General features: G+C 44.4%; 13 protein-coding genes. 9 read left to right on the top strand and 4 right to left on the bottom strand.

Features of this window, described 5'->3' with window-relative positions; genetic code table 11:
* The first annotated feature begins 23 nt into the window (after positions 1 to 23).
* The 9 genes from AYW75_RS12550 to AYW75_RS12510 are packed head-to-tail and all read left to right on the top strand — an operon-like array spanning position 24 to position 8,458.
* On the top strand, positions 24 to 974 hold the full coding sequence (locus AYW75_RS12550) for a thiamine pyrophosphate-dependent dehydrogenase E1 component subunit alpha (protein ID WP_067099930.1): 951 nt from the start codon (positions 24 to 26) through the stop codon (positions 972 to 974).
* Entirely contained in the window at positions 961 to 2,025 is a 1,065-nt protein-coding gene (locus AYW75_RS12545) for an alpha-ketoacid dehydrogenase subunit beta (RefSeq protein WP_067099928.1), read from the top strand. The genes AYW75_RS12550 and AYW75_RS12545 overlap by 14 nt, the downstream gene beginning before the upstream one ends.
* Positions 2,025 to 3,200 (top strand): DegT/DnrJ/EryC1/StrS family aminotransferase, encoded by a 1,176-nt coding sequence (locus AYW75_RS12540; protein WP_067099926.1) that lies wholly within the window; start codon positions 2,025 to 2,027, stop codon positions 3,198 to 3,200. Before AYW75_RS12545 ends, AYW75_RS12540 begins: the two co-directional genes overlap by 1 nt.
* Before the next feature lie 2 nt (positions 3,201 to 3,202).
* Positions 3,203 to 4,141 (top strand): NAD-dependent epimerase/dehydratase family protein, encoded by a 939-nt coding sequence (locus AYW75_RS12535; protein ID WP_067099924.1) that lies wholly within the window; start codon positions 3,203 to 3,205, stop codon positions 4,139 to 4,141.
* A complete protein-coding gene (locus AYW75_RS12530) occupies positions 4,141 to 5,097 on the top strand; it encodes a GDP-L-fucose synthase family protein (protein WP_082856509.1) in 957 nt (318 codons plus the stop codon). The genes AYW75_RS12535 and AYW75_RS12530 overlap by 1 nt, the downstream gene beginning before the upstream one ends.
* Positions 5,081 to 6,394: a glycosyltransferase family protein gene (locus tag AYW75_RS12525; protein ID WP_067099922.1), complete on the top strand. Its 1,314-nt coding sequence runs from the start codon at positions 5,081 to 5,083 to the stop codon at positions 6,392 to 6,394. Before AYW75_RS12530 ends, AYW75_RS12525 begins: the two co-directional genes overlap by 17 nt.
* A gap of 19 nt (positions 6,395 to 6,413) precedes the next feature.
* Positions 6,414 to 7,370, top strand: a complete 957-nt coding sequence (locus tag AYW75_RS12520) for a radical SAM/SPASM domain-containing protein (RefSeq protein WP_067099920.1) — start codon at positions 6,414 to 6,416, stop codon at positions 7,368 to 7,370.
* A 3-nt stretch (positions 7,371 to 7,373) separates the two neighbouring features.
* Positions 7,374 to 7,772 carry a hypothetical protein gene (locus AYW75_RS12515; RefSeq protein WP_067099918.1) on the top strand — a complete coding sequence of 133 codons (399 nt, stop codon included), beginning with the start codon at positions 7,374 to 7,376 and terminating at the stop codon, positions 7,770 to 7,772.
* A 14-nt stretch (positions 7,773 to 7,786) separates the two neighbouring features.
* Positions 7,787 to 8,458 carry a class I SAM-dependent methyltransferase gene (locus AYW75_RS12510; RefSeq protein ID WP_067099917.1) on the top strand — a complete coding sequence of 224 codons (672 nt, stop codon included), beginning with the start codon at positions 7,787 to 7,789 and terminating at the stop codon, positions 8,456 to 8,458.
* Positions 8,459 to 8,526: 68 nt separating this feature from the next.
* Here the strand turns inward: AYW75_RS12510 and AYW75_RS12505 are convergent, their stop codons facing one another.
* From AYW75_RS12505 to AYW75_RS12490, 4 genes are read right to left on the bottom strand one after another with little or no spacing between them, the layout of a single operon-like run.
* Complete coding sequence (locus AYW75_RS12505; protein ID WP_067099915.1) at positions 8,527 to 9,432, bottom strand: hypothetical protein; 906 nt, start codon at positions 9,430 to 9,432, stop codon at positions 8,527 to 8,529.
* 22 nt (positions 9,433 to 9,454) lie between these two features.
* Entirely contained in the window at positions 9,455 to 10,984 is a 1,530-nt protein-coding gene (locus AYW75_RS12500; protein ID WP_067099913.1) for a sulfotransferase domain-containing protein, read from the bottom strand.
* Positions 10,978 to 11,892, bottom strand: coding sequence for a hypothetical protein (locus AYW75_RS12495; protein WP_067099911.1), 915 nt, complete (start codon positions 11,890 to 11,892; stop codon positions 10,978 to 10,980). Before AYW75_RS12495 ends, AYW75_RS12500 begins: the two co-directional genes overlap by 7 nt.
* Positions 11,880 to 12,776: a hypothetical protein gene (locus tag AYW75_RS12490; RefSeq protein ID WP_067099909.1), complete on the bottom strand. Its 897-nt coding sequence runs from the start codon at positions 12,774 to 12,776 to the stop codon at positions 11,880 to 11,882. Before AYW75_RS12490 ends, AYW75_RS12495 begins: the two co-directional genes overlap by 13 nt.
* Positions 12,777 to 12,780: the final 4 nt, after the last annotated feature.

Raw genomic sequence — 12,780 nt, 5'->3', positions numbered from 1 at the left:
ATGACACGATAAAGAGGTTAATCATGACCGAGTATTCATCATTGGAAGCACGACTTTATGCCTCCATTGCTCTGGTTCGTAGAGCGGAAGAAGTCATCTCTGAAATCTATCCCTCGGATAAAATTAAAAGCCCTGTTCATTTAGCGATAGGTCAAGAATACATTGCTGCAGCGGTCATTGATCACTTGCGTGAGACGGATTACGCCGCAGGCACTTACCGCGGTCATGGGGTGTATCTCGCCAAGGGTGGTGATTTAAACAGCATGATGGCAGAGCTTTATGGTAAAAAGACAGGGTGCGCACAAGGCCGAGCTGGCTCTATGCACTTAGTTGAGGCCAGTAAAGGTGTTATCGGTATGTCTGCTGTAGTAGGCACTGGGATTCCTGTTGCAGTCGGTCACGCACTCGCGATCAAGCAGCAGCGCCGCAACGATGTAGTGGTGGCTTTTATGGGGGACGGTTCAACTGAAGAGGGTTGCTTTAGCGAAAGTATAAACTTTGCCGCATTACACAAGTTGCCGATTTTATTTGTTGTAGAAAATAACCGACTTGCTATTCATGAGCCGCTCTATAAACGTTGGGCCGCCGATACGTTAACGGAACGTATTGCCACCTATGGTATTCCGGCTACACGCTTTTTAGAGCCCAATGTTTTAGCTATTCACGAGCATGTAGGTAAGGTTATCGATGACATGCGTTCAGGGGCAGGCCCTGCCTTTATCGAGTGTCATACCCATCGTTGGTACGAACATGTAGGGCCTTGTGAAGATTACGATCAAGGCTATCGTAGTCTCGAAGAAGGTGAGCAGTGGCGTGCTAAAGACGTTTATGTGGCCCTTGGTCAAAGTCTTGATGCAAAAGAAAAAGCTCAGATTGATCAAGATGTTGAAGCTAGAATTCAGGCTGCTGTCGAGTTTGCCGAACAGAGTCCATTCCCTGCACCTGAGGAATTATACAATTATGTCTACGCCTAACACCTCACGTTTACTCAAGTATTTTGACGCACTGCGCGAGGGCGCAGAGCAAGCCATGGATGCAGACAGTAGTGTCTTTATGATGGGCTTGGACATTGATGACCATCGTGGCATTCAAGGCTCCACAAAAGGCCTTGTTGAAAAGTTTGGCCCTGAGCGAGTATTCACCACACCATTGTCAGAAGATGCGATGACGGGGGTAGCCATTGGTGCCGCGATGGCAGGCCAACGTCCAATACATGTACACATCCGCATGGATTTCTTAATGCTGTGTATGAATCAGCTGGTGAACATTGCTGCGAAAAGCCATTACATGTATGGCGGTACCGTACAAGTGCCATTAGTGATCCGAACCATGATTGGTAAATCATGGGGGCAGGGCGCGCAACATTCACAAGGTCTACACTCCATGTTTGCTCATGTTCCTGGCATGAAGGTTGTGGCACCATCTAACGCTTATGATGCCAAAGGCTTAACGATGCAGGCAGTTCGCGATAATAATCCAGTGCTCATCATGGAGCATCGTCTACTGTACGGTACGGAAGCATATGTGCCAGAGGAGCCTTATACAGTAGAGTTTGGCAAAGCTCGTGTGTTGCGTGAAGGTAATGACATTACCATTGTCGGCGTTTCCAATATGGTGATGGAAGCTATGCGTGCCGCTGAGTTGCTAGCAGAACAAGGCATTGAGGCGGAAGTGATCGATCCGGTTACGATCTCACCGTTGGACTTCGACACCATTGAGGCGTCTGTCGCTAAAACAGGCAAGCTATTGGTAGTGGATAACGCGTGGTTAAACTGCGGCTTTTCGGCAGAAATCGTGGCGCGTGTGGCTGAGAGTGAAAATATCTCGGTAAAACCTGCCGTTAAGCGTATGGGCTTTGCTCCTACCACCTGCCCCACAACACCTTCACTAGAAGATGCCTTCTACCCAAATCCAAAAACGATAGCGATCACGGCTTACCAACTTGCTTCAGGTAAGCAAGACTGGGTACCTGCTGATGATCAGTGCCAATTGGCTTATCAAACTCAATTTAAGGGACCTTTTTAATGTCATACGATTTAGCGGCTCCGACTTGGGGGCAGGAAGAGCTAGATGCCCTGCAAACCGTTATGGATTCAGGCTTCTTTACCATGGGGCCTCGCGTTGCCGAGTTTGAACAAAAGTTTGCTGCCTATCACAACAAACAATACGGCATTATGGTGAACTCTGGCTCGTCTGCTAACTTAATTGCCATTGCTGCGTTATTTTTCAAAAAAGATAACCCGCTACAGCGTGGTGACGAAGTTCTCGTACCTGCGCTAAGTTGGGCAACGACTTATCATCCGCTACAACAGTATGGGCTTAAAGTTCGTTTTGTTGATATCGCGCTAGAAAGCTTGAATATGGATCCCGCTTTGATTGAAGCAGCGATTACACCTGGGACAAAAATGATCTTGGGCGTTAGCATCTTGGGTAATCCAGCAGCGTTAGATGTGATGCGTGATGTAGCAGATCGTCATAATCTGTACTTCATGGAAGATAACTGTGAATCCATGGATGCGGAGCTACACGGTAAAAAAGCGGGTACTTATGGCGACTTAAACACTTTTAGTTTTTTCTTCTCCCATCATATTTCGACGATGGAAGGCGGCATGATTCTAACGGACGACGAAGAGCTGTATCAGCTTTGTCGTTGCCTACGTGCCCACGGCTGGACACGTGACTTGCCCGAAGATTCGCTGTTATATGATCGTAAAGGCGAAGACTTGTTTGAAGCTTACCGCTTTATTTTGCCTGGTTACAACGTTCGTCCAACTGAGTTAAACGCCGCAGCGGGTCTGGAGCAGTTGAAGAAGCTTCCAGCGTTCACTGAAGAGCGACGGAAGAACTGGGCCTTGTTTCAAGAGCTGTTTGGCAATGATGAGCGCTTCATTATTCAAACAGAGAACGGCAAGAGCTCTTGTTTCTGCTTTACTATTATTCTGAATCCAGAAATGAATTTAGACCGTAAAGCGATTTTTGCGGCGTTGACCGAAGCGAAAATTGGCTTCCGTATCATTACGGGTGGTAGCTTCCTAAAACACGATGTCATCAAGTATTACGATTATTCGGAAGCGACTCCGGTTGTGAATGCCCATATCGCACACGACTACGGCTTTTTTGTGGGCAACCACGCATTTGATCTGAGTAAAGAATTACATTTATTAAAAGACGTTCTCGACAACGCTGCGAAGGAGTTATAAGCATGTCACAACATATTTTAGTCACGGGTGGCGCGGGTTACTTAGGTACCACAATGGTGCCTAAGTTTCTGGAGTTGGGTCATAAAGTGACCGTGTTAGATAACTTTATGTTTGGCCAAGACTCTTTAAACGCAGTGGTTGCGCACCCCAATTTTAATGTTGAGCGCGGTGATGCTCGAGATGAAGCTACCATGAAGCGTTTGGCGAAAGATGCCGATGTGGTCGTGCCATTAGCGGCGCTGGTCGGTGCTCCGTTATGTGACCGTGATCAAATTGGTACTGTGACCACAAACCGTGATGCCGTGGTGATGTTGACGAAACTACTCAGTAAAGATCAGCGAATCCTAATGCCGATTACCAATAGCGGCTACGGCATTGGAGAATCAGGTAAATTTTGTACTGAAGAATCACCACTACGGCCAATTAGTTTATATGGCAAATCCAAAGTAGAAGCGGAACAAGCAGTATTAGAGCATGGCTCAGCGATTAGCTTTCGTCTAGCAACTGTATTTGGTTTTTCCGCACGTATGCGTTTGGATTTATTGGTTAACGACTTTGTCTACCGCGCAGTGAAAGACCGTGCATTAGTATTGTTTGAGTCGCACTTTAAGCGTAACTACATTCATATCCGCGATGTGGCAAAAGCCTTTGTACATGGTCTTGAGAATTTTGACACCATGCACGGCGAAGCCTACAACGTCGGTCTATCGGATGCGAACTTGTCGAAAATGGAGCTGTGCCGACGCATTCAACAGCAAGTACCTGGTTTTACATTCTTAGAAGCACCTATTGGTGAAGATCCTGATAAACGTGATTACATTGTTTCAAACGACAAGATTGAAGCGACGGGATACATGCCAGATCACTCATTGGATCAGGGCATTGCGGAGCTGATCAAAGGTTACCGTATGATCTCTAATGCAAAATTTTCGAATGTCTAATGATGGTTGAAGATAAGCATTTTGACCTCACCGGCAAACGTATTTACGTGGCCGGTGATACTGGGCTGGTAGGAAAAGCCTTGGTGCGCGCCTTGTCTGAGCGTGATGTCACAACCATCACGGCAAGCAAAGCTGAGCTGGATTTACGCGATCAAAAACGTACCCATGAATTTATCGCAGATCACAAACCAGATGTGGTGTTACTGGCGGCAGCAAAAGTGGGCGGCATCGAAGCTAATCGAACCCTGCCAGTCGATTTTCTCTATGACAATTTGATGATCGCTAGTAATGTGATCCGCGCTTCCGCAGAGCACGGCGCTACCCGTCTAATGAACTTAGCATCCAACTGTTATTATCCCCGTGAAGCAGAGCAACCTTTGCGAGAAGACAGCTTGCTAACGGGGCCATTTGAGCCAACCAACGAAGCCTATGCTACGGCCAAATTAGCAGCCATGCGCCTGACTCAATATTATGCGTCGCAGCATGGAAAAGGCTTTTTCACTTTAGTACCGACCAGTTTATATGGCCCAGGTGATCATTTTGATGATGAGCGCGGTCATGTGATTCCGGCGCTGATCAATCGCTTCCACCAAGCGAAACAGAATGATTTAGCTGAAGTGACACTATGGGGAACGGGCTCGCCAACGCGTGAGTTTCTCTATATCGAGGACGCAGCTCAAGGCATGCTGCATTTTGTCGAGCATTACCAAGGTACTGAAGCTATCAACTTGGCGGGCGGACAATCTATCTCCATACGCGAATTGGGCGAAACCATTGCCAACATCGTTGGCTACCAAGGTGCACTCAATTGGGATACTAATAAGCCCGATGGCATGCCCCATAAAGCGCTAGATAGCGAGCGCTGTTTTGCCTATAACTGGCGTCCAGAGACTTCTTTTAATGACGGTCTAAAGCAGACTTATCGGTATTATCTTGATTATGTTGCAGCAACCTAAAACCTTTTTTGCGATCCATCGCTTCGAATCAAAGTGCTATGACGACTCCGCTGGCAAGCTTGAAGTGCGTGAGCCTATGGTTCAGTCTGGCTTGATAGGAGAGACGCAAACCTATGATTTTGGCTGGGACGAAACCGATAGCTTGGAGCTCATTAGTGCTTCTGTTGAGCAGGCGAAAGCCCGAATCGGAGATGCGCCAGTCGTGGTGTACGGCGCCGGAGCTCACACCACACAGTATTGGCCCCAGCTAGCAATACTGAATGTGGTTGCCATCGTCGATAAAAATTCAGACTTATGGGGAACAACACTAAAGTCTCTGCCTATTATCGAGCCAAAAGACATTCCTAAATATGCTCAGCACACGATCATTTCTAGCCGTGCTTATGAAGCCAATATCTTGTCGGAGCTAACGGTATTGTTGCCTGACATTGAGTGTCACCGCCTCTATGGTGATGACTATATGTCAGTACGGCTCGATGTTTGGGCGCAAGAACTGGAGCAGCGTGTGCTCGCGTTTCAGCCGAAGTTGTTAGTGCATACGCCTACCCATGTAAAAGAGAACCTGTCGGCAGAATTCTTTCTAAGATTAAAGCAGCAACTTCCAGATCTTAAGATTTTAACCATCTGGTGGGATTATGATGAGGAAAACACAGACTCAGGTTATCTCGAATACGAGCGTCAGGTGCTACGCTACGCCGATCTTGTCATTGAAAATTCTAATGGCACACGACTCGAACGAATGCATAAACAAATGCCGCCCTATGACCGCCATCCCAATCCTGAACGAGTGATCTTTCACCCCACTTGGTTTGATCCCAGTTTGTTTTATTATGATCCGGCAATCGAGAAAGATATCGATATTGCTATTTTCGGCAGTCGAGTGGGCGAAAGAGGTTATTGGATAGATTTACTAAAAGAGCACTATGGCGACCGCTTTCATCATATCGGAGGTGTATCGGGTGAAAATCGCAATCCACTGCCCACAGCGGAGTACGCCGCGTTATTAAGACGCACGAAAATTGTAGTCAACACTCAAACCTACTCATTTCGAGAACAGTGTAAAGGGAAAGTGAGAGAGGCCTTGCAGTGTGGTTGTTTCCTGATGGAGCAGGCGAATAGAGAAACGGGTTTAGTCTTTTCTGGTTATCAACAGATTAAATACTTCTCAATTGTCAATGATTTATTTAGCAGCATTGATTCTATATTCGAGGAAGCTACAGTACAAACTAGTCTGATTGAAAATGGTCACGAATATATTGAATGGGTTAAGCGGCTACTTAGCTCAAAATTTTTATAAAGGGGAAATAAGGTGATGTATGAATAATGAAACATTAATGGTCCGATTTCCTAATTACTTTAGACAGTGTAATTTTCATTGTCCTTATTGTACTGCTGATGTTGGTGCAGACAATGTAAGGTATAAGTGGCCGTATAGAGAAAATCATAGAAAAATTCTCGAGAACTTGGTCACACTTGATAGAAAGATAAATGTTAGATTAGGGCCCGCGGGTGAGTTTTTTGTTAGTAAGGATCTTGTGGAAGATGCAAGGTGGTTATCTAATCAAGAAAATGTTGAAGGCGTTAATCTGATTACGAATTTAGGGTTTACGATTAAACAATATGAAAAATTTTTCGAAGGGTTTAACCTAGAAAAAGTTGCTTTGACCGTATCATATCATCCCACTGAGATTAAAAATGTTGAGGAATGGGAGCGAACTATTAGATACTTGAACGGATTAATGCCAGTATCAATTGTTTTAGTGGCTTACCCTCCATTGGTTTACATCTTGCCATCTATATATGATTCATTATCTGATTTAAATATCCCTATTGCCATTAATGGTTTTATTGGCTCTTTTCAAGGGCAGGAATACCCCTACGCCTATACAGATAAACAGAAAAGTATACTGAAAGACCTAAGCTTTTCTCGACATGAATATGAATTTTGGATAAATGCAATAAAACCTGGCTTATGCAATGCTGGTTTTAAATCTGTGTTTATAGATATTAAAAATGGTGACGTATATTCCTGTGGTATGCCGAAGAAAATAAAGCTTGGGAATGTTCTTGATAAGGTTGACTTCGCGCTTAATGAAGGTCCATTACCTTGTATGAATAGAAAGTGTATGTGTGATTCTGAGAATTACAACCCTGTCGTTTTCGAGCAATATTATGAAAAAACAGGAATTGCTCTAAGACAGTATCGTTACCGATTCGAAAAAGACGCTGATAAGTACCCTCAAATGAGCGAATGGAATGTGGAGTATTGGTAAGCTATGAACGAAAATATTTGTCCTTCGGAAATTGATGGAACGCTTAAAGTCGAGCGGTCATTTTGGTATGTTATTGATAGTGAATATGAAAATATTGAAAAAGCTTGTGCGAAGTTTTCAATTAAAGCCGAAAAAAAGTATCCAGTAATACCTTTGGAATCTGAGGATCAGGCTAAATGGATTGATTATGTGAACCATTGGTCTGAGGAAGATAGAATTAGTGGTTTGCTATTTACTGAGTATTTAGCAGCTAAACAATATAAAAATCATTCCACTGAAGATGAATTATGGGAGATTTTTTCTGAAAGGGATGATTGGCAGGTTTGGCTTGTAAAAAACTACCAAGAAAAAATAAAAGCTATGCTAGGTGACGATAATAGTATTGCAATAAAAAATATTTAATAGGGGTTAGATTTATGGCACAAGATATCGAAACTATCGCACAAGATTTAGACGAGTGGGTGTATAATCACCCATGGGCAAAAGGTGGTTATGTAGACCCAAATTCAACACGAGAAGAACGTATTGCATATCACTCTAATCAATCAAGTACAAACCCTATTCAACAAGTTAGGGATGAAATTTTAGGTCTAGTTGAGCGAATTTTGGAGTTAAAGCTTGACAAAAAAATTGTTGAGATTGGTTTTGGCGAAGTCGGTGGCACGCACAGAATTTTGAAACAACTATTTTCAGAAGTTCATACCGTTGAGATGAGATCTCATGTAGTGGATCGTCATATTGAAGAACAGCAAAATGGGGAAAAGGGAAACAGCTTTTTTTATATAGGTGCCTCTACGGATCATGATGTTTATTTAGACTTATGTCGTAATGTTGTTCAGTGCGATGCTATTTTTATCGATGGTCACCACTCTCGAAATATTGTTGAATCAGACTGGCGTATGTACCATCATCTAGTTAGAAAAGGTGGTATGGTAATCTTTCACGATACAATCTGTGATTTTGAAGGTGAAAGGGAGGTAGCAGGTTTAGTAGACGATTTATCAAACGGTAAAATAGATGGAAAAAAATATAAATTCGAGCACATTCATAAATCACTGGATGTAGGTATTAGCTATTATATTGTTTAATAAGTCTCAGCTACATACGAGAGATTAACTTATTCAAATTCTCGCGTATAGCTGAGGGGTATCGTCGCTTAGTCAAACACCAAGTAACGAAACTTTAAGTCAGGTAGAGGGTATCCTAGATCACCAAGATAGTTATAAAGCTCTTGGCTTAGTACCCACCGAAAAGCCTCTTGCTGCCAAGTCTGCCATGTATCGTAAGCGCAAAGTTCGGTGTCTCGCTGCTTACGATGCAGATTCAGAGCGCCCGCATGGATAAACGCTTCGAGTGCCGTTTGATCATAGTTTAAGCCAGTTATCCGTTCACATGCATCTGCTAGAGCCCTAGAGTCGCTGGTCAGTTCTTCCATTCTTACCGTCGTCATTTGCTTGCCATAGCGGCGGATATCTTGCGCAAGATTGAACAAGGTGTAACAGCTCACTAGAAACGCTTTTTGCTCGAGTGAAATTGGATCAAACCAATTGCATTCACGAATATGTGGGAAACGCTCACAAAACAGGTCAAAAAAACGTTGATAATGAGCTTTTAGCTCGGGTACGGCCTCCGCTTGTTTCACTCCACTGGTGTGGCTAGTGATAAAAGCAAATGGCTCTCTGACTAAATGAAAAACCTTGGGAGCCATGTGATCAAAGTCTGGTTTATAGAAAAGCTCACGCGGCACAAACGTATGGACGTTACCGTAGGCCTTTTTTTGCGGATAATCCTGCTGGTACAGGCGATAGAGTTCGGTCAGGGTGTAGTTTTTTAGTTGCAAATCCGTTCGGCCACGAGTCAGCGAGTCGAGTCGATCTCCGGCTTTCCCTTGATTGCGCTCTGCCTCGGCATCGCCTTCCATAATGGAGTCTAAAGCGTAGGTACCGTGAGCGACAAACACCTCCGGCTGGCTAGCCAGAGTAAACGCCATCCAGCGGCTTGCTGAATAGCCATAACTGACAACGCTGAAACGGGCTCGGGTATCGATGTCGGTAGTTGTCATAATATTTTGGTCCAAAAGAATATTAATTGAGAGTCAAACGATGATCAAAATGCTGGCGTTCTGCAAAACGCAGCATACTCGCCTTTGCCCCCGGTTGGGTCGGTACAGCAAATACCTGGCCTTCAAACTGTGGCAACTTGTTGGATGACTCTATGGATTTGCTGCCAATCATCAACCCTGCTTCCAGTTGATCGAATAGGGCGACATTCTCTGCGGCTAACATACCGGACGGCAGTTGATCGATAAGTCTTTCAAAATCGTAGGAAATGCCCCAAAGTGCCACTGGCTTACCAGAGTGAATGGTGCATTGTAGCTGTTCGATAAAATTCTGGGAAAAGCCGGTTTGCCATGTGTCAGTCTGAGCACATTTTTTGTAGGCAAGCTCAATGCGTTCCTCGCTCTGTGATACCAGCTGCTCAAACAATGCCGAGTCAGTGAAGGTGGCTCTCTCAATACAGGTATTTCCCTGCCATTTACCTCTATAAAAGTCGTACTGGCTGGTATCAATATTCGACTTATTAAAAGCAAAGGTTGCTAGGGTGTCATCCTCAATACTAGGAATCATGCCCGCACGAAGATTGGCAGCAATGGCTTGCTGTCGATCGTTATACTCACTTTCCTTAAAATAGGTCAGTTGTGGGTACCCAAGTGCCGCTAGAGTCTCATCGAATCCTGCTGCTTTGAACAAGTCGATATGCTCGTTGACCAGATTATTTTGCCAATCACCCACAATACCCTTGTTTTCCCGAAAGTTATGTAAGTGGTACAGCAAGGTGTTCTTATGATCCATTGAATGCCAAATAGCACGGATTTGAGTTTGATTAAGAGGAATGTCTAAGGCGTCACACAGCTTCTGTATGGTTTCCAGTGGAAATCGAATCAAGTCCTCCCATATGACTTGATAAAACTGGTCTTGTACTGAGAGAAATTCCGACCAGTAACGTTTTTGATGTTGAATCAGGCCATCACATAGGCGTAGGTCCGAAAACTTGGATAGAGCAATTTGATCACGAATGGTCGTTTCTTGGCCAAGACTCGGGTTGCGCTGTATATATTCACTGCTCAGGGCATTGATGGAGTGATTGGCAGAGTTCATCATATCCAGTGGATTTCGAATGGAGGCAATATGATGGGCATCGGGGGCCAGAGACAACATGATTTGTGGGTATTCATGGGAGTGCAGGGTATCGTAATAGTGTGCAATCAACGATGGAATACGGTGGTTGATCAGTAAATCTCCTTTGCCGACCACACCGATGTATTTGCGCACATAGTAATGCCCGTCTTCATCAAACCATTTTGGCCCACCAAACAAACTATGGAACTCTCCATTGATGATTACTTGGTTTAGATCATATCCGGTAGATAGCAAGGCACTACGGTACACATCCACCAGATGAAGGGAGGGGTCGCGAGTGATAGCCTGCGCTGTTTGGCGTTGACTATCATCGTTTAACTGTCCAGCACAGAGTTTGATTTTGTGAATGATATTGTTGGTCAGGGCATAGCCGGAGCGTGGCTGACCGGATAGCACAATAGGTTGGTTTAACATAAGCCGCTCGCTGTTAGAATCGTTGCTATGCTGTTTTTCATCGGTCGCTCTGCTGCAAAGCGGGTGCTATTGGCCTGCGCGCGTGCGTTAAAATGACCTTTTGCCAACTCGTTTTCACAGTACTGGATAAAGTCACCTGTCCCAGTAAGAACATATTCTTGAATGTCAGCGATGACTTCAGTCGGTTCCGTAATCATCAGGGAGTTGTTGATGATATGATAGAAGAAACGAGACTGAGAAGGGTAGGGCCACTGCTGAAATTGCTTTAGATTTAAAGCAATTTTTGTGCGAGCAATCAAGTCATTGCGATGAAACGGCGCGGTTAAGGCATGTACGACTTCAACCTTATAGCCTTTACCAGATAGCTGTTCAAGCAGCTCTAAGCGGTAGTCTGTTTTGGCACCCGTGAACAGAAAATCGATGTCTTTCTCTTCGTCAGAACGGTGTTGAACTTGCTTGAATCCTGGCACGTAGTGATGAGGAAAGTAGAGCACGGGAAGTGCTAACTGGGCGGAAAAATCATCTACCGCAATGTCACTAAAATGCCAAACTGCTTGAGCAAACTCAGTCGCCGCCAGAAAGCACCGATATCGGTTGGCCCAGTAATCGTTGTCAAAGTAATAGGAGGTATCTCCTTCAAACTTAAAGTTATTAAAGGTGTTACCTGTGAGAAACTCGGTGCCGATTAGGATAAAACGGCCACCTTGTTCAGAGATCTGCCGCATTTTTTCAACGTATTCATCGTTGAAGTTCTCCATGACGATGTTCATATGATCGGGACTGGGCTCTTTTTCAATATCCGCAAGCAAGCCTTGACTTTCTAGGGCTTGCTTAATTAATAGGAAAGTATCGCCTACATTGATGCCAAAGTTCCAATGATTACCATAGACGAGTTTTATGCGTTGCATGGTTCTCGTTCCACAAAGCTAAGATCGTAGCCATTGGCTTGATAGATCATCAAATCCTTTTCATCCAGTAGGTAATTGAAGATGGATTTTTGTAGTGGGCTCCAGGAGGCATAAGTTGTTTGGGCAGAGGAAGGTCCTTTCTTGCGATGGGAGTTTAACGCACCACCGGTAATGAAAGGGGTAAGTTGCTCGACGGAGTAAGACAGCCCAGTCACTTTTTCGCAAGCATCTTGGAGGTAGTCAACATCGCTGACCAGTTTTTCCATCAAGATATTGTCTACCTTGCCATCAAATTGATTTAAATCCGCTTGCTGGCGTTTGATGGTATAGCAGCTTAATACATGCCCGATCAGTTCAATATTATCTGTATCAAACTCCGGGAAATGTTGCAAAAACTGCGGGTAGTCAGTTAAAAACTGTTTTTCATAAAAACGTGAGTAGTGCTCGTGTAATTCCTCGGAAAAGGATTGAGCGTCGACCACTAGCTTAGTATGTGAGGCAATATAGTTGATCGGGTTGCGAATTAAGTTGCGTAACGTGAGGTTCAAGTTGTAAAGCTCTGGCTTATTAAAAAGTTCGTGCAGCACAAAACTATGAACGCAGCCATAAGTTGTATAGTTCGGGAAGCGTGTACGAAATTCATCGTAAAGCTCATCTAATGGAGTGGTTTTAATAAAACGCTCCGCTAAGCGCCCACGGGTGACAGCGTCAGAATTAATCGGAGCTTGTAACATGGCTTTTTCATCGTCGTATGAGCCCTCGATAACGGAGTCTAATGGATAGCTACCGTGGGTGACATAAACCTCCGAGTGGCTTGCTAAAACGAAGCTAAACCAACGAGTGGCAGCGGGTCCGTTTGCTGTAACACAAAAATCTTTAGTCATGATG

Origin of the sequence: Marinomonas atlantica (genome assembly GCF_001639725.1) — a bacterium.
GTDB classification, from domain to species: domain Bacteria; phylum Pseudomonadota; class Gammaproteobacteria; order Pseudomonadales; family Marinomonadaceae; genus Marinomonas; species Marinomonas atlantica.
This window is presented reverse-complemented; position numbering and strand designations above follow the sequence as displayed.

What these genes read in the sequence shown, in the direction of transcription:
- AYW75_RS12550 (WP_067099930.1), top strand. Translation starts at nt 24, where the DNA reads ATGACCGAGTATTCATCATTGGAAGCACGACTTTATGCCTCCATTGCT.
- AYW75_RS12545 (WP_067099928.1), top strand. Translation starts at nt 961, where the DNA reads ATGTCTACGCCTAACACCTCACGTTTACTCAAGTATTTTGACGCACTG.
- AYW75_RS12540 (WP_067099926.1), top strand. Translation starts at nt 2,025, where the DNA reads ATGTCATACGATTTAGCGGCTCCGACTTGGGGGCAGGAAGAGCTAGAT.
- AYW75_RS12535 (WP_067099924.1), top strand. Translation starts at nt 3,203, where the DNA reads ATGTCACAACATATTTTAGTCACGGGTGGCGCGGGTTACTTAGGTACC.
- AYW75_RS12530 (WP_082856509.1), top strand. Translation starts at nt 4,141, where the DNA reads ATGATGGTTGAAGATAAGCATTTTGACCTCACCGGCAAACGTATTTAC.
- AYW75_RS12525 (WP_067099922.1), top strand. Translation starts at nt 5,081, where the DNA reads ATGTTGCAGCAACCTAAAACCTTTTTTGCGATCCATCGCTTCGAATCA.
- AYW75_RS12520 (WP_067099920.1), top strand. Translation starts at nt 6,414, where the DNA reads ATGAATAATGAAACATTAATGGTCCGATTTCCTAATTACTTTAGACAG.
- AYW75_RS12515 (WP_067099918.1), top strand. Translation starts at nt 7,374, where the DNA reads ATGAACGAAAATATTTGTCCTTCGGAAATTGATGGAACGCTTAAAGTC.
- AYW75_RS12510 (WP_067099917.1), top strand. Translation starts at nt 7,787, where the DNA reads ATGGCACAAGATATCGAAACTATCGCACAAGATTTAGACGAGTGGGTG.
- AYW75_RS12505 (WP_067099915.1), bottom strand. Translation starts at nt 9,432, where the DNA reads ATGACAACTACCGACATCGATACCCGAGCCCGTTTCAGCGTTGTCAGT.
- AYW75_RS12500 (WP_067099913.1), bottom strand. Translation starts at nt 10,984, where the DNA reads ATGTTAAACCAACCTATTGTGCTATCCGGTCAGCCACGCTCCGGCTAT.
- AYW75_RS12495 (WP_067099911.1), bottom strand. Translation starts at nt 11,892, where the DNA reads ATGCAACGCATAAAACTCGTCTATGGTAATCATTGGAACTTTGGCATC.
- AYW75_RS12490 (WP_067099909.1), bottom strand. Translation starts at nt 12,776, where the DNA reads ATGACTAAAGATTTTTGTGTTACAGCAAACGGACCCGCTGCCACTCGT.